General features: G+C 71.5%; 16 protein-coding genes. 6 read left to right on the plus strand and 10 right to left on the minus strand.

The genetic code is table 11. The annotated features are described in order from the left end of the window. Positions 1 to 39 precede the first annotated feature (39 nt). Complete coding sequence (locus ACYQ1L_RS16945) at positions 40 to 603, minus strand: acyl-CoA thioesterase (protein ID WP_460005185.1); 564 nt, start codon at positions 601 to 603, stop codon at positions 40 to 42. 141 nt (positions 604 to 744) lie between these two features. On the opposite strand from ACYQ1L_RS16945, the gene ACYQ1L_RS16950 reads away from it, so the two are divergent. Beyond that, positions 745 to 1,251 carry a GNAT family N-acetyltransferase gene (locus ACYQ1L_RS16950; protein ID WP_460005186.1) on the plus strand — a complete coding sequence of 169 codons (507 nt, stop codon included), beginning with the start codon at positions 745 to 747 and terminating at the stop codon, positions 1,249 to 1,251. 177 nt (positions 1,252 to 1,428) lie between these two features. On the opposite strand, the gene ACYQ1L_RS16955 is transcribed toward ACYQ1L_RS16950, so the two are convergent. From ACYQ1L_RS16955 to ACYQ1L_RS16965, 3 genes are read right to left on the minus strand one after another with little or no spacing between them, the layout of a single operon-like run. Continuing rightward, positions 1,429 to 3,078 (minus strand): cytochrome b/b6 domain-containing protein, encoded by a 1,650-nt coding sequence (locus ACYQ1L_RS16955; RefSeq protein WP_460005187.1) that lies wholly within the window; start codon positions 3,076 to 3,078, stop codon positions 1,429 to 1,431. Positions 3,079 to 3,080: 2 nt separating this feature from the next. Further along, positions 3,081 to 4,061: an electron transfer flavoprotein subunit alpha/FixB family protein gene (locus ACYQ1L_RS16960; protein WP_460005188.1), complete on the minus strand. Its 981-nt coding sequence runs from the start codon at positions 4,059 to 4,061 to the stop codon at positions 3,081 to 3,083. 2 nt (positions 4,062 to 4,063) lie between these two features. Further along, a complete protein-coding gene (locus tag ACYQ1L_RS16965; protein WP_460005189.1) occupies positions 4,064 to 4,840 on the minus strand; it encodes an electron transfer flavoprotein subunit beta/FixA family protein in 777 nt (258 codons plus the stop codon). Positions 4,841 to 5,012: 172 nt separating this feature from the next. On the opposite strand from ACYQ1L_RS16965, the gene ACYQ1L_RS16970 reads away from it, so the two are divergent. The 5 genes from ACYQ1L_RS16970 (at position 5,013) to ACYQ1L_RS16990 (ending at position 7,257) form a co-directional block, all read left to right on the plus strand. After that, on the plus strand, positions 5,013 to 5,549 hold the full coding sequence (locus tag ACYQ1L_RS16970) for a MarR family winged helix-turn-helix transcriptional regulator (protein ID WP_460005190.1): 537 nt from the start codon (positions 5,013 to 5,015) through the stop codon (positions 5,547 to 5,549). Continuing rightward, positions 5,549 to 5,812 (plus strand): SRPBCC family protein, encoded by a 264-nt coding sequence (locus ACYQ1L_RS16975; protein ID WP_460005191.1) that lies wholly within the window; start codon positions 5,549 to 5,551, stop codon positions 5,810 to 5,812. The genes ACYQ1L_RS16970 and ACYQ1L_RS16975 overlap by 1 nt, the downstream gene beginning before the upstream one ends. A 10-nt stretch (positions 5,813 to 5,822) precedes the next feature. Then, complete coding sequence (locus tag ACYQ1L_RS16980; RefSeq protein WP_460005192.1) at positions 5,823 to 6,263, plus strand: YdeI/OmpD-associated family protein; 441 nt, start codon at positions 5,823 to 5,825, stop codon at positions 6,261 to 6,263. Positions 6,264 to 6,349: 86 nt separating this feature from the next. Then, positions 6,350 to 6,796: a MarR family winged helix-turn-helix transcriptional regulator gene (locus tag ACYQ1L_RS16985; protein ID WP_460005193.1), complete on the plus strand. Its 447-nt coding sequence runs from the start codon at positions 6,350 to 6,352 to the stop codon at positions 6,794 to 6,796. A 38-nt stretch (positions 6,797 to 6,834) separates the two neighbouring features. After that, a complete protein-coding gene (locus tag ACYQ1L_RS16990; RefSeq protein WP_045250925.1) occupies positions 6,835 to 7,257 on the plus strand; it encodes an organic hydroperoxide resistance protein in 423 nt (140 codons plus the stop codon). Positions 7,258 to 7,335: 78 nt separating this feature from the next. On the opposite strand, the gene ACYQ1L_RS16995 is transcribed toward ACYQ1L_RS16990, so the two are convergent. From ACYQ1L_RS16995 to ACYQ1L_RS17020, 6 genes are all read right to left on the minus strand, one after another. Then, positions 7,336 to 7,872 (minus strand): putative immunity protein, encoded by a 537-nt coding sequence (locus ACYQ1L_RS16995; RefSeq protein WP_460005194.1) that lies wholly within the window; start codon positions 7,870 to 7,872, stop codon positions 7,336 to 7,338. Positions 7,873 to 7,877: 5 nt separating this feature from the next. After that, positions 7,878 to 8,654 (minus strand): enoyl-CoA hydratase-related protein, encoded by a 777-nt coding sequence (locus tag ACYQ1L_RS17000; RefSeq protein ID WP_460005195.1) that lies wholly within the window; start codon positions 8,652 to 8,654, stop codon positions 7,878 to 7,880. Positions 8,655 to 8,980: 326 nt separating this feature from the next. Further along, positions 8,981 to 9,865 (minus strand): 3-hydroxyisobutyrate dehydrogenase, encoded by an 885-nt coding sequence (gene mmsB, locus ACYQ1L_RS17005; RefSeq protein ID WP_460005196.1) that lies wholly within the window; start codon positions 9,863 to 9,865, stop codon positions 8,981 to 8,983. Beyond that, entirely contained in the window at positions 9,862 to 11,073 is a 1,212-nt protein-coding gene (locus ACYQ1L_RS17010; protein ID WP_460005197.1) for an acyl-CoA dehydrogenase family protein, read from the minus strand. The genes mmsB and ACYQ1L_RS17010 overlap by 4 nt, the downstream gene beginning before the upstream one ends. A gap of 24 nt (positions 11,074 to 11,097) precedes the next feature. After that, positions 11,098 to 12,612, minus strand: coding sequence for a CoA-acylating methylmalonate-semialdehyde dehydrogenase (locus ACYQ1L_RS17015; RefSeq protein WP_460005198.1), 1,515 nt, complete (start codon positions 12,610 to 12,612; stop codon positions 11,098 to 11,100). A gap of 301 nt (positions 12,613 to 12,913) precedes the next feature. Next, the gene (locus tag ACYQ1L_RS17020; protein ID WP_460005199.1) at positions 12,914 to 14,584 is read right to left on the minus strand and encodes a hypothetical protein; all 1,671 of its coding nucleotides are present in this window, start codon (positions 14,582 to 14,584) and stop codon (positions 12,914 to 12,916) included. Between the last annotated feature and the right edge of the window lie 22 nt (positions 14,585 to 14,606).

Raw genomic sequence — 14,606 nt, forward strand, 5'->3', positions numbered from 1 at the left:
GGGCACAGATTACCGCGCGGGGACGGGCCCGCAGGGGGCTCAGTCGTCCCAGACGCTGGGCGCGGCAGCCTTGGTCGGAGGCAGTGCGGAGGCTGCGGCCCAGTCGTGGATCCAGTCCTCGACGCCGGGCACGTCGTCGGGGCGGCCGACGGCGCCGAAGAACTCCTCGTGCGGGACCGTGCCGCCGCCGCGACGCAGCATGCGCGCGCGCACGATCGCTCGGGCGTACACCTCTCCGTCGACCACGGCGCGGTGCTCCATGAACATCGCCTTGTCGTCGTGGCCGATGAAGCGGGACTCGACCTCGAAGCGCTGCCACAGCTCCAGCGACTTGCGGAAGGTCACCGTCTCGTTCGAGACGACGGCGTACCAGTCGCGCTCCCTCATCGCGTCGAACAGCCCGGTGCGCACCATCAGATCCCAGCGGCCCAGATCGAACAGCGACAGGTACCGGCCGTTGTTCATGTGCCGGAGGAGATCGATGTCCGTGGGGAGTGTGGTCAGGCGCACGCGGCTGACCGCCGTCGGGGCGAGCGAGAGGCCGCGGCGGACGCGCCGGCGTGCGGCGAGGAAGACGAGGAGGGTGCGCCAGATCACGTTCACACCGGGAGCGTAGTGAATCCGGCACGGATCCCGGGAAACGTTTGTCGGATCCGCACAGCCGATGAAGAGGCGGAAACCACCGCGAAACAGAGTGCCACCCTCGATTTCGCGTCAGCGCACCGCGCGCGTAGAGTCACGATCATGAGCGCCGAAGCCCTTCCCAACGTCACCGTCCGGCCCGTTCGCGATGTGGATGCCGAAGCGCTCGGCCGTGTGCACGCGAAGTGCTGGCACGAGACCTACGACCACCTGATCAGCACCGCGACCCTCGAAGCGGTGTCGCCGAAGCGCCTCGCGGAGCTGTGGACGCACTGGGCGTCGCAGGGTCCCGAGTACCGCATGAGCGCGGCTCTCGTCGACGGCGAGATCGTCGGATTCGTCGGATCCGGACCTGCCCGCGACGAGAACCCTCCGGCCGAGCGTGAACTGTTCTTCATCTACCTGCTCGACGCCTGGCACGGCAGCGGCATCGGCCAGCGCCTGTTCGATGCCGCGGTCGCCGCCGACGAGCACTGCTACCTCTGGGTCGCCGAGGACAACCCCCGCGCGCACCGCTTCTACGCCCGCAACGGGTTCACACTGGACGGCGCCTCGCAGCAGGAGCCGTTCCTCGGCGAGACGATCAAGGAAGTCCGCTTCGTCCGCTGAGCCGCTTTCCTCGACGGAGCCGCTTCGCCGCCCCTCCTCCGCGATCCGCCGAAACCCCCACAGCCCGCCGAAACCCCTCTGAGCCGCGTTGCTCGATGGGGGTTTCGGCGCGTCGTGGGGGTTTCGGCATTGGTGATCCTGCGAGGCCGGTGCGCGGGCGGATCCTGTGCCGCGGGGTCAGCGCCCGGAGACCTGGCCGAACAGCTTCGCGATCGGGGCGAGCACGAGCGGACGCGCGGCGACCCAGCCGCCGGCGATCACCGCGAGCGACAGCAGGAACACCCAGAAGCCGGTCCAGGTCACGGCGTCCTGCGCCGCGAACATGTGGTTCAGGTTGCGCAGCATGCCCGTCAGCAGCACGAGAGCGACGTGCACCACGATGAACGCCACGAAGAACAGCATCGTCGGGAAGTGCACGGCGCGGGCGAGCTCGATCGGGTACGCCTTGGAGAGCCCCGCGGCCTTCTTCGGCCACAGCCCGGACATGCGGAATCCGGTGGCGATCGCGACGGGGGCCGCCAGGAACACGACGCTGAAGTAGGCGAGCTGCTGCAGGCTGTTGTAGTTCACCCAGCCGTTCTCCGTCGGCCAGTCGAACGAGACGTACTGCAGCGCCGCCGAGAGGGCGTTCGGGAACACCTCCCAGCTCGTCGGCACGAGCCGCATCCACTGCCCGGTGACGAACAGCAGCACGATGAAGATCGCGCCGTTCAGGATCCAGAGCAGATCCAGCGCCTGGTGGAACCAGAGCGTGAGGCTGATCTTGCCCTTCGGATTGCCGCGCGGCGTCCAGAACGCGGTCGGCCGCTTCTCCGTGCGCACCCGCAGGCCCGACCGGATGATCAGGGTCATCAGGAACACGTTGAAGAAGTGCTGCCAGCCGACCCATCCGGGCAGGCCCACCGGGGCGCCCGCGGGCAGGTGGTACTCCCCCGGGTACGCCGCGAGGAAGTCCTGCATGAACGGGAGGCTGAGGAACGCGCGCACGATCGCGATCGCCGCGCCCGCGAGCACGGCGAGACCCGCCGCCGCGAACAGCCCGCCCAGTGCCTGCGGCCAGGTCGGCCGGAGCTTCGAGGGCGCCGGCTCGGCGGCCACGTGACGCGGCGCCGAGCCGTTCCACACGGTGCGGGTGAACGGCAGCGGCGCCGACACGTCGGGGCGCCGGGCGACGGCGGTCGCCGGTGACCCGGTCGCTGCGTCCGCCGCAGCGCTGGGGAGCACGACGGCAGCCTCCGCCTCCGCGCGCGGCGAGGTCCCTTCGACAAACTCAGGGACCGTGGAGCGGGACGCGACGCCGGCGGGCGGCCACGGCTCCCCGCCGGAGACGCGCGGCAGTCCGCGGCGGAGGGCGGATTCGGCTGCCGGTGCGGGGACACCCTCGGTCGCTGAGCCCGTCGCAGCGCCCGCGACCACAGCCGGAGCCGCAGCGGGCGGCTGCTCGGGTTGCAGCCGTCTCCCTTCGGCAAGCTCAGGGACCGGGATGGGCATCGCGGTCGGAGAGCTCGCACCAGGTGCGGCGCCGGCGGGCGGCCACGGCTCCCCGCCCGCGAGCCGGGGAAGGCCGCGGCGCAAGGCGGATCCGCGCGCAGTCACGTGCCCGGTCGCTGAGCCGGGCCCACGCGTCTCGGAGGGGGACGTGGGGAGCGAAGCGCCCGGGGCCAGGACGGGGGCCGGGTCCGCCATCGGCTCCGACCGGAGCGAGGCCCCTTCGACGAGCTCAGGGACCGATGAGGGTGCGACCGAGGCGTCCCCCGAGATCTCGACGGCGGGCGGCCAGGGCTCGCCGCCGCGGGTGCGCGGCAGTCCCCTGCGCAAGGTCGTCATGGCTACTTCTTCCGCGCGCGCAGCTGCTCGATCACCTGCGGCACGACCGTGAACAGGTCGCCCACGATGCCGAAGTCCGCGACGTCGAAGATCGGCGAGTCGGGATCCTTGTTGATCGCGACGATCGTCTTCGCGGTCTGCATGCCGGCGCGGTGCTGGATCGCGCCGGAGATGCCGAGCGCGATGTAGAGCTGCGGCGAGACGGAAACGCCGGTCTGCCCGACCTGGTGCGCGTAGGGGATGTACCCCGCGTCCACGGCTGCCCGGGAGGCCCCGACCGCGCCGCCCAGCTCGTCGGCGAGCTCCTCCACGAGCGCGAAGTTCTCCTTGGATCCGAGTCCGCGGCCGCCCGAGACGACGACCTTGGCGCCGCGCAGCTCGGGGCGGGAGGACGCCGCCTCGACGGCCTCGATCGCCTCGCCAGTCGCCGCCGGTGCACCCGAGGGCTCCACGGCGAGCGCTTCGACGCGGGCATCGGGGGCGGCCTCGGCCCTGGCGTCGATCGCCCCCTGGCGCACCGTGATGACGGGAGCGCCGAACGTGGGCGCGGAGTCGGTGAGGAACGCTCCGCCGTAGACGGAGTGGTGCGCGAGAACGCCGTCGTCGTCGCGGGAGACGCCGATCGCGTCGACGGACAGCGCCAGGTGCTCGCGCACGGCGAGCCGCCCCGCGGCGTCGCGGCCGGCGATCGAGTTCGACACGAGCACCGCGTCCGGACGCACCGCGCGGTACGCCGCCTGCAGCGCGTCGACGACGGGCACGGTCACCGCACCGCCGTCGATCTCGGCCGTCAGCACGACCTGCGCGCCGGCGGCGACGGCCGCGTCCACGGCGGCCTGGGCGGTCCCGGCGGGGGCCGCCACCAGCGCCACCGGGGCGCCGAGCTGCGCGGCGGCGCCGAGGAGGCCCGCGGTCGACGGCGACGCGGCGCCCGCGGGCGTCACGTCGATGAGGACGAGGATCGCGTTGTCGGGGTACGCCATGGTCACACCAGCCTGTTCTGCACCAGGAACTCGACGAGCTGCGCGGCCGCGTCGCCCTCGTCCGTGATCTTCACACCCGCCGCGCGCGGCGGCTTCTCCGCCACCGCCGTGAGGATGGTCTGCGGCGCTTCGGCCGGGTCCGCGCTCACGCCGAGGTCGGCGAGGGAGAGCACCTCGAGCGGCTTCTTCTTGGCGGCCATGATGCCCTTGAAGTTCGGGAAGCGCGCGTCGGGCAGCGCCTCCGTGATCGAGATCACCGCCGGCAGCGGAACCGTCACCTGCTGGGATCCGGAATCGGTCGCCCGCGTCGCGGTGACGGCGTCGGCGCCGATCGTGACCGCGCTCAGCGCGGTGGCCTCTGCGAACCCGAGGTGCTCCGCGAGCATCGCGGGGATCACCCCGCCCGATCCGTCGGTGGAGAGGTTGCCCGTGATCACGAGGTCGGGCTCGCCGCGCCGGATGGCCGCTGCGAGCACCGCGGCCGTGAGCCCGAGATCGGCGCCCCGCAGCGCGTCGTCGACGACGTGCACGGCGGATCCGGCGCCGATGGCGAGAGCCCGTCGGATCGATGCGGTCGCCGACTCGGGCGCCATGGTCAGCGCCACCACCTCGGTGCCCGGATTCGCGTCGGCGTAGCTCAGCGCCACCTCGAGCGCGCGTTCGGTGATCTCGTCGAGCACCACCTCGCCCGCGCCGCGGTCGGCCAGACCCGTCTCCAGGTCGAGCTTGCGGTCCCCGTACGTGTCGGGCACCTCTTTCACCAGGACGTAGATCTTCATCGAACCTCCGTTGCGCTTGTGACGAGTCTAGCGGGCATCATGCGTGGCATTCGATCTCAAGATCCATGACATTCAGTCTCACCGAACAGGATCCGGAACGTCGTTCTGCGACCACCCGCAGCACCTCCGCGAGGCAACGGAGAACCGGCGTCGACCCCGGTAACGTAGGGGCATGGCCCGCCCGCACCCGCTGCCCATCGACCCGCTCGCCGAGGCGAAGCGGCAGTGGCTGGCGCACGGCTGGACCGAGGCCGCCGACGGCATGTCGCTCGTCACCTCCGTGATGCGCGCGCAGCAGCTGCTGCTGGCCCGCGTCGATGCGGCGCTGCGGCCGTTCACGCTGTCGTTCGCCCGGTACGAGGTGCTGCGCCTGCTCGCATTCAGCCGCACCGGCACCCTCCCGCTGTCCAGCGTCGTGGCGCGCCTCCAGGTGCACGCGACCAGCGTCTCCAGCACCGCTGACCGGCTCGTGCGCGACGGCCTCATCGCGCGGCACCGCGACCCCCACGACGGACGCGCCGCGCTGCTCGAGCTCACCGATACCGGGCGCGACCTGGTCGAGCGCGCGACTGCAGCGCTCAACGACGAGGTGTTCGCGAATCCGGGCATCTCCGCGCAGGACACCGCCGATCTGGTGGCGATCGTGGCGCGCATGCGCAAGGCGGCGGGCGACTTCGCCGACCCGCGCCCGCAGCCGGATCCGCTCTGATGGCGTCGTTCGCCCTCGAGCGGATGATCGCCGCACCCGCGGAGCGGGTGTTCGCACTCTCCCGCGGCCCGTTCGCCGCCTTCCGGCACCGGCACACGTTCACGCCCGCGCCCGATGGCACCCTGATGCGCGACGAGATCGACTTCCGGTCGCCGCTGGGCCCGCTCGGGCGGCTCGTCGACGCGCTCGTGATGCGGCGGCATCTCATCCGGCTCATCGAGCAGCGCAACGACGCCCTCGCCCGCCAGGCGGAGCAGCCGTAGGCTGGCCGGCATGAGCGAACTCCGGATCCGCACCACCCTCGAGCCCATGGGCCCTGCCGGAGCCATCGTGCTCACCGACGCCCAGGTCGCCGAGCTCAGCAGCGCGAAGGCGTTCCCGGTCGCGGTCATCGTCGGCGAGAAGACCGCACGACTGCGCCTGGCCCGGATGGGCGGAAGGAATCTCATCGGGTTCAGCAAGGCGAACCGCGCCGCGGTGGGGCTCGAGCTCGGCGACGAGTTCGACGCCGTGATCACCGCCGACACCGCGGAGCGCACGGTCGACGTTCCCGAAGCGCTGACCTCCGCCCTCGCCGACGCCGGGCTGACCGCCGCCTATGAGGCGCTGAACTACACGCAGCGCAAGGAGATCGCGCGCTCCGTCGCCGACGCCAAGCAGGAGGCGACCCGCGAGCGCCGCATCGCCAAGGCGCTGGACGAGCTCCGGGGCTGAGGACGCACTGCCACCATCCATCTCAGCCGACGACCATGGATCCCCGTTAAGTTGTGCAAAACTCTCTTGTGTGCAATGCTTTCCTCATGGCCGCAACCGACGAGATGGTGTGCTTCGCGCTCTACGCCGCGACGCGCGCCACGACCCAGGCGTACCGGGCGCTGCTCGCCCCCTGGGGCCTCACCTACCCGCAGTACCTCGTGCTGGTGACGCTCTGGCTGGACGGCGAGCAGACCGTGTCCTCGCTCGGCGAGCGCCTGCAGCTCGACTCGGGCACGCTGTCCCCGCTGCTGCGCCGGATGGAGCAGAACGACCTGATCGTGCGCGAACGCCGCTCCCCCGATGAGCGCGTCGTCTCGATCGCCGTGACCGAGCGCGGGCGGCGCCTGCGCACGGAGCTCCGCGACATCCCCCGGCAGATCGCGGAAGGGTTCGCCCTCCCCGACCGCACCACCGCCGAAGACCTCATCCGCCGGCTGCACGACATCTCCTCCTCCATGCACGCGGTCGCCGCGCGCATGGCAGAGGACTGAGTCCTCGCATCCGCACCCCGATCAGAAGGAGATCACCCATGGACGTCCTCTACACCGCCGAAGCCATCGCGACGGGAGCCGGCCGCAACGGCCGCGTCGTCACCACCGACCGCCGCGTCGACCTCGACCTCGCCATCCCGCGCGAGATGGGCGGATCCGGCGACGGGGCCAACCCCGAGCAGCTCTTCGCGGCCGGATACAGCGCCTGCTTCCACTCCGCGCTGCAGGCCGTCGCCCGCACCCAGAAGGTCGCCATCGCCGATTCCTCGGTCGCCGGCCGCGTGCAGATCGGCCCGAACGGCCAGGGCGGCTACCAGCTGGCCGTGCGCCTGGACGTCGTGCTCCCCGGCCTCGAGCTCGCGCAGGCCCAGGCACTCGCCGACGCCGCGCACCAGGTGTGCCCCTACTCGAACGCGACCCGCGGCAACATCGAGGTGACGGTCGTCGTCTCCGAAGACTGATCCCGCGTCCTGACACCCGGTCCACGCGCCCCTCTCCGCCAGAAAACGGAGAGGGGCGCGTGCGTGAACCCGGCGCGCTCAGTCTCCTTCGTAGACGTAGGCGTCGAACCGCGCCGGTATGTTCATCCGCTGCCAGGCGAGCTCCTCGTCGCGGCGGGAGCGATCGCCGGGGAACGCGCGCGCCGTGTGCCGCGGCACCTGGCGGCTGTGCCCGGCGAGATGCGCGACGGCGACGGCCTGCCCGCACACGCGGGCAGCGGCCACGGCGCTCGGATCCCGCGCCTGCCGGGCGGCCTCGTGGCAGGCGAAGGCCTTCTCGCGGACGGCGTCGATATCGAGCTCGCCGCGCAGGAACGCCTCCGCTGCGGCGAGCGCCTCCCGCGGACGGTCGTCGTCGGGCCGCTCCGCCTGGAACAGCGGCAGCAGCCGCTCGGCACACGCGATGGTCCAGCCGACCAGCTCGCGCCGGTCGTCCTCGCTGAGGCGCAGGTCGGTGACGTCGGGCAGCGCGCCGTCGGCGAACAGCGGCACCACGTTCGACGCCTCCGCGAAGGCGTCGAGGGATGCGGTCCGGTGCGGATCCGGAGTGGATCCGAGTGCGCGGATGTCTGCCATGTCGATCACCGGTTCACGAACTGCGGCGGGCGCTTCTCACGGAAGGCGGCCATGCCCTCCTTCTGGTCGACGGTGTCGAACAGCGCGGCGAAGGCCTCGCGCTCGATGTCGAGCCCGGCCGCGAGCGGGGTCTCCATCGCCGCATCGAGGGCGGCCTTGGCGGCGAGGATTGACGGCAGCGACTTGGACGCGATCGTCTCGGCCAGCGCCGACGCCTCGGCCAGCAGCTCGGCCGCGGGCACGATGCGCGAGACCAGTCCCGCCCGCTCGGCCTCCTCGGCGCCCATGATGCGGCCCGACAGCACGAGCTCGGCGGCCTTGTAGTAGCCGACCGCGCGGATGAGCCGCTGCGTTCCGCCCATGCCGGGGATCACCCCGAGGTTCACCTCCGGCTGCCCGAACTTCGCGGTGTCGGCGGCCAGGATGATGTCGCACATCATCGCGAGCTCGCAGCCGCCGCCGAGGGCGAAGCCCGATACGGCGGCGATCACGGGCGTGCGCACCGCGGCGAAGTCGCGCCAGATGCCGAAGTGGTCGGTCTCCACCATCTCAGCGGCCGACATCGACTCCATCTCCTTGATGTCGGCACCCGCGGCGAACGCCTTCTCCGACCCGGTGACCACGATCGCGCCGACGCTCTCATCCGCATCGAACGCGGTGGCGGCCGCCGTGACCTCTTCGGCGATCTGCGCGTTCAGCGCGTTCAGCGCCTGCGGACGGTTCAGGGTGATCCAGCCGACTCGTCCGCGCTGCTCCGTGAGGATCGTCTCGTACTCGGCCATGTCCATCCCTTCGCCGCTTCTTCGTGGCTCTTCCAGTATCCCCGATGCCGGTGAACGGACGGTGTCCGCGCACCCTCCTGGCCGCGCTTCCCGCGCCGTCCCCCTCCACCAGCCAGGCCTGCCCGCTCGACTCGAGACCCCCGCTGAGCGCCGAGACCCCCACCTGGCCGCGTCTGTCCGTGGGGGTTTCGGCGCCAGACGGGGGTTTCGGCGAACGGCGGCCGCGAGAGGAACGGGCGGATCCGAGCGACGCACCCCAGACCCGGCGTGTCAGGACGCGTCGCGGATCCGGCGCGTGTCAGGACGCGTCGCGGATCCGGCAGGCGTCAGGACGCGTCGCGGATGTCGGTGATGATGCCGGAGAAGTCGCGGCCGGCGCCGGGGCCGGCCGCGAACGCCGCGTAGATCTCCTGCGCGAGGCGCCCCATCCGCGCCTCGGTGCCGGTGCCCTCGATCGCCTGCAGCGCGAGTCCCAGATCCTTCGCCATGAGCGCACCCGCGAAACCGGGCTGGTAGTCGCGGTTCGCCGGGCTGGTCGGCACCGGCCCGGGGACCGGGCAGTTCGTCGTGAGGGCCCAGCACTGACCGGACGCCTGCGACACCACGTCGAACAGCGCCTGGTGCTCGAGCCCCAGCCGCTCGCCCAGCACGAACGCCTCGGCGACCGCGATCTGGGAGACGCCCAGGATCATGTTGTTGCACACCTTGGCGGCCTGCCCGAGCCCCGGCCCGCCGCAGTGCACGATCCGCTTGCCCATCACTTCGAGCAGCGGCAGGGCCTCGGCGAAGTCCTCGTCGGAGCCGCCGACCATGAAGGCGAGCGTGCCGTTCTCCGCACCCACGACGCCGCCCGACACCGGCGCGTCGATATTGCGGTGGCCCGCCTCGACCGCGAGGGCGTGCGCCGTCCGCGCCTCGTCGACAGCGATCGTGGAGCTCTCGATGAAGAGCGTGCCCGGATCCGCGGCGCCGAGCAGCTCGTCCTGGTAGGCGGCGATCACGTGCTTGCCGGCGGGGAACATCGTGATGACGACCTCGGCGCCCGCGACCGCGTCCACCCCGAACTGGGCGACGGGGACGCCGGCGTCCGAGGCGGCATCGACCGCGGCGGGGACCACGTCGAAACCGACGACGTCGTGCCCCGCCTTGAGGAGGTTCTTCGCCATGGGAAGGCCCATGTGGCCGAGGCCAAGGAAGGCGATGCGCGTCATGATGCGCTCCGCATCTCGGCCGGCGCCGCGGATCGCATCGACGCGGACCCGGCGGGACGCAGCATCTCGCGTCCGACGATGAGTCGCATGATCTCGTTCGTCCCTTCCAGGATCTGATGCACCCGCAGATCACGGACGACCCTCTCGATCCCGTAGTCCTGAAGGTACCCGTAGCCGCCGTGCAGCTGAAGGGCACGGTTCGCGACGTCGAATCCGGCATCGGTCGCGAAGCGCTTCGCCATCGCGCAGCGCATCGTGGCGTCCGGGGCCTTGTCATCGACCGCCTGCGCGCCGTCGCGCACCATGAGCCGCGCGGCCTGCAGGTCGGTGCGCATGTCGGCGACCGCGAACAGGATCGACTGCTTCTCGGCGAGCGGCTCGCCGAACGCCTCGCGCTCGTGCACGTACTGCACGGCCCGGTCCAGCGCCCACTGCGCCCCGCCGAGCGAGCAGGCGGCGATGTTCAGCCGCCCCCCGTTGAGGGCGCTCATCGCGATCGCGAAGCCCTGCCCCTCGGATCCGAGCATGCTGGTCGCGGGAACGCGCACGCCGTCCAGGATCACCTGGCGGGTGGGCTGCGCGTGCCAGCCCATCTTCTTCTCCGGCGCGCCGAAGCTCAGCCCCGCGGCGTCGCCGGGCACGAGGAACGCGGAGATGCCGTGCGGGCCGGGCCCGCCCGAGCGGGCCATGACGATGTAGACCGCCGCCTCGCCGGCGCCGGAGATGAACTGCTTCACGCCGGTGAGCACGTACTCGTCGCCATCGCGGGTCGCGCTCGTCGCGAGGGCGGCGGCGTCGGATCCGGCTCCCGGCTCGGTGAGGCAGTAGCTGCCGACGCCCTCCATCCCGATCAGCTCGGGCAGCCAGCGCTCGTGCTGGGCATCCGTGCCATAGGTGTCGATCATCCAGGTGACCATGTTGTGGATGGAGATGTACGCGGCGATCGTGGGGTCGCCTTTGGCGAGCTCCTCGAAGATCGCGACCGTGTCGACGCGCGGCAGGCCGGTGCCGCCGGACTCCTCGCGCACGTAGATGCCGCCGAGGCCGAGCTCGCCGGCACGGCGCAGGGTGTCCCGGGGGAAGATGTGCTTCTCGTCGCGCTCGGCGGCGAACGGGGCGAGCTCGGTCTCGGCGAACTCGCGCACGGCGCCGAGGATGGCGGCGCGCTCCTCGGCGGTCATCGTGACGGGGGTGGTGACGGTGGTCATGGTCTGCTCCTTGTGGGGGCCGGATCAGTGCATCGTGGGGATGACGAAGCTGGCGCCTTCGCGGACGCCGGCGGCGGGCCAGCGGCTCGTCACGGTCTTGGTCTTCGTGTAGAAGCGGAAGGCGTCGGCGCCGTGCTGGTTGAGGTCGCCGAACCCGCTGCGCTTCCAGCCGCCGAAGGTGTAGTACGCGATCGGCACGGGGATCGGCACGTTCACGCCCACCATGCCGACGTTCACCCGGGCCACGAAGTCGCGCGCGGCGTCGCCGTCGCGGGTGAAGATGCCCACGCCGTTGCCGTACTCGTGCTCGGACGCCATCCGCAGCGCCTCCTCGTAGTCCGCCGCGCGGGCGATGACGAGCACGGGGCCGAAGATCTCCTCGCGGTAGATCGACATGTCGGTGGTGACGCGATCGAACAGGGTCGGGCCGAGGTAGAAGCCCTCCTCGTGCCCCGGAACCGTGAACCCTCTGCCGTCGACGACGAGTTCGGCGCCGGCGTCGATCCCCTGCTGGATGTAGCCGGTCACGCGCTCGACCGCGGCGGCGTTCACCAGCGGACCGTAGTCCATCCCCGGCTCGCGCGACGGACCGACCTTCAGCTTCGCGATGCGCTCGACGAGCTTCGCCGTGAGCGCGTCGGCGGTGTCCTCGCCCACCGGCACCGCCACCGAGATCGCCATGCAGCGCTCCCCCGCCGAGCCGTAGCCGGCGCCGATGAGCGCATCCGCCGCCTGATCCAGGTCGGCGTCCGGCATCACGACGAGGTGGTTCTTGGCACCGCCGAAGCACTGCGCGCGCTTCCCGTGCGCGGTCGCCGTCGTGTAGATGTACTCCGCGATCGGCGTGGATCCGACGAACCCGATCGCCCGCACCCGCTCATCGGTGAGCAGCACGTCGACGGCCTCCCTGTCGCCGTGCACGACGTTGAGGATCCCGGCCGGAAGACCCGCCTTCAGGAACAGCTCGGCGATCCGCACCGGCACGGACGGGTCGCGCTCGCTGGGCTTGAGGATGAACGCGTTTCCCGCGGCGATCGCCGGCCCCATCTGCCACAGCGGGATCATCGCCGGGAAGTTGAACGGCGTGATGCCGGCGACCACGCCCAGCGGCTGGCGCAGCGAATACACGTCGATGCCGGTGCCGACCGCTGTGGAGTACTCCCCCTTCAGCAGGTGCGGGGCGCCGATGCAGAACTCGATCACCTCGACGCCGCGCTGGATGTCGCCCTTGGCGTCGTCGAGCGTCTTGCCGTGCTCGCTGGAGAGCAGCGCCGCCAGCTCCTCGGCCTCGTCGCGGAGCAGCTCCAGGAACCGCATGAACACGCGGGCGCGCTTCTGCGGATTCGTCGCCGCCCACTCCGGCTGCGCCGCCTCGGCGTCGGCGATCGCGGCCCGCACCTCGTGCGCGCTCGCCAGCGGGACGCGCGCCTGCACGGCGCCGGTCGACGGATCGAACACGTCGCCCCAGCGCCCGCCGTTCGCCTCCGGACTGCCGGGGATCGCGGATCCTCCGATGAAATGGGTGATGTCGCGGACCATCGTGTGCTCCTGGTTCTGCGTCGTCGTCGACGCTGGATCCAGATTACATGGCCATCCATCTAGTTAGTAGGGCTTCCATGTAATTCATCGAGATCTGACGGCGAGTTCACCTGCCCGTCACCTTCGGCACGTACAACGGATGACGCGCAGGACGCAGACGCTGACCGGATCGGGGGCCTCGTCTTCCCGCGCACGATGGGATCCGCTCGGCCGTCTCGCCGGGCATCCAGCGGTCACGAACCGCCAGGACCCCCGCCGAATCGGGTCGGCGGGGGTCCTCTCGTTCACGGCGTTCGGGTGGCTACTGCCAGGTGACCTGCGGATCCGACGCGCCGAGGTCGACAGTCGGGGTGTCGAGGGATCCGCCGAGAGTGACCGTGTAGGTCTGCCCGTCGCTGCCCTGCAGTTCCATGTCGACCGAGATGTAGTCGTAGGCCGACACGACCGTCGGCGAGGAGCCGTTGCTCTCGGGCTGCAGGGAGTCGAGCGCTGCGCTCCCCTCGGTCGTGAGCGTGCGGGTGACGGTGCCCTCGACGGGGCTCGCACCGGAGAGGTCGATCGCGGTGATGTCCATGCCGCACGGAGTCGACAGCGTCTTCATGGCGACGCAGGCCTCGACCGCGGAGCGCACGAGCGAGCGGAACTCGGAGACGCCCGCGTCGTTGAGCTTGGTGCGCACGTCGTACAGCGCGGATCCGTCGTTGTCGCGGACGACGGTGAAGGTCGCGTCACCATCGATCGAGAAGTACTTCGACGACAGCGACAGCTCGTACGTCCCCGGGAATACGTACGGATCGCTGAGCTTGTCCGCCGAGACGCCGTTGATCGTGGCGCCGACGCCCTTCAGCTCGTCCAGCGGAAGCGGCTGGACGCCGTTGGAGATCCGCCACTGGTCCTTCACCTTGTACACGTTGTATTCGGCGGCGACCGTCTTGCCGCCGAGCGTGAACGTCGCGGCGACCGTGCTCGAAGACGAGCCCTTGTAGCCCTGCGCGACGGAGATGTGAGCCAGGGGCGCGAGCTTGTTCGACTCCTTCAGCACGGCGTCGGTGAGGAGGTCCTTGTTCGGGACGCTCGCGAGGTAGCCCAGCGCGGTCTTCGCGTCGCCCGTGGAGACGGCCGTGAGGTATGCCTTCACCGTGTCGGCCGCGGAGACCGAGGAGCGGGTGATCGCGGGCACCACGACCAGGGCGACGACCAGGATCACCGCGAGCAGCACGGCCACGCCACCGCCGACGAGGCCCCAGATCAGGCCCTTCGAGGTCTTCTTCGGCGGCTGCCCGCCGTAGCCCTGGCCGGGCTGGGCGGCGTAGGGCTGGCCCGGCTGCGCGCCATAGGGCTGGCCCGCCTGGGCTCCGTAAGGCTGGCCCGGATACGGCTGGCCGGGATACGGCTGCCCGGGCTGTCCCGGCGCCGTGCCGTAGGCCTGGCCGGGATACGGCTGCCCGGGCTGCGCCGACGGCGTGCCGTAGGGCTGCGCACCGTACGGCTGCCCGGCATAGGGCTCCCCGGGGTACGCCTGTCCCGGGTACGGCTGAGCGGGCTGCCCCGGCTGCGCGCCGTACGACTGCCCCGGGGCGGCCTGGCCCGGGGCGACCGGACCCGGCTGCACACCGTGCTGCTGATCGGGATACGACTGCCCCGGGTACGCCTGCGCCCCGTACTCCTGACCCTGCGCCGGGTGCGCCTCGGGCGGCGGGAACGCCTGCGTGGGATAGGCCTCGGTCGGGTTCTCCGGCGCCGCGGCAGGTGCGGCCTCCGCTGCGGCTTCGGGAACGGCAGCAGCTTCCGCGGCGGGCTCCGGGGCAGCAGCCTCCTCGCCGGTGCCGGCCTGCGGGGTCGCGTCGGCCGGTGCCGGTGCGTCCGCGGGTGGAACCGCCGGCGCTTCGGGCTGCGGCGGCGTCTGATCGTGCGACGCGGATCCGAAATCGAGTTCATGCCCGCCCTGCAGCGGTTCCCCCTCAGTTGCCATGGGATCCACGATACTCAGCGCG

Source organism: Microbacterium xylanilyticum (assembly GCF_054654695.1).

Excerpts from the sequence above, each read along its gene's own strand:
- ACYQ1L_RS16950 (WP_460005186.1), top strand. The coding sequence starts at position 745 with ATGAGCGCCGAAGCCCTTCCCAACGTCACCGTCCGGCCCGTTCGCGAT.
- ACYQ1L_RS16955 (WP_460005187.1), bottom strand. The coding sequence starts at position 3,078 with ATGACGACCTTGCGCAGGGGACTGCCGCGCACCCGCGGCGGCGAGCCC.
- ACYQ1L_RS16960 (WP_460005188.1), bottom strand. The coding sequence starts at position 4,061 with ATGGCGTACCCCGACAACGCGATCCTCGTCCTCATCGACGTGACGCCC.
- ACYQ1L_RS16965 (WP_460005189.1), bottom strand. The coding sequence starts at position 4,840 with ATGAAGATCTACGTCCTGGTGAAAGAGGTGCCCGACACGTACGGGGAC.
- ACYQ1L_RS16970 (WP_460005190.1), top strand. The coding sequence starts at position 5,013 with ATGGCCCGCCCGCACCCGCTGCCCATCGACCCGCTCGCCGAGGCGAAG.
- ACYQ1L_RS16975 (WP_460005191.1), top strand. The coding sequence starts at position 5,549 with ATGGCGTCGTTCGCCCTCGAGCGGATGATCGCCGCACCCGCGGAGCGG.
- ACYQ1L_RS16980 (WP_460005192.1), top strand. The coding sequence starts at position 5,823 with ATGAGCGAACTCCGGATCCGCACCACCCTCGAGCCCATGGGCCCTGCC.
- ACYQ1L_RS16985 (WP_460005193.1), top strand. The coding sequence starts at position 6,350 with ATGGCCGCAACCGACGAGATGGTGTGCTTCGCGCTCTACGCCGCGACG.
- ACYQ1L_RS16990 (WP_045250925.1), top strand. The coding sequence starts at position 6,835 with ATGGACGTCCTCTACACCGCCGAAGCCATCGCGACGGGAGCCGGCCGC.
- ACYQ1L_RS16995 (WP_460005194.1), bottom strand. The coding sequence starts at position 7,872 with ATGGCAGACATCCGCGCACTCGGATCCACTCCGGATCCGCACCGGACC.
- ACYQ1L_RS17000 (WP_460005195.1), bottom strand. The coding sequence starts at position 8,654 with ATGGCCGAGTACGAGACGATCCTCACGGAGCAGCGCGGACGAGTCGGC.
- mmsB (WP_460005196.1), bottom strand. The coding sequence starts at position 9,865 with ATGACGCGCATCGCCTTCCTTGGCCTCGGCCACATGGGCCTTCCCATG.
- ACYQ1L_RS17010 (WP_460005197.1), bottom strand. The coding sequence starts at position 11,073 with ATGACCACCGTCACCACCCCCGTCACGATGACCGCCGAGGAGCGCGCC.
- ACYQ1L_RS17015 (WP_460005198.1), bottom strand. The coding sequence starts at position 12,612 with ATGGTCCGCGACATCACCCATTTCATCGGAGGATCCGCGATCCCCGGC.
- ACYQ1L_RS17020 (WP_460005199.1), bottom strand. The coding sequence starts at position 14,584 with ATGGCAACTGAGGGGGAACCGCTGCAGGGCGGGCATGAACTCGATTTC.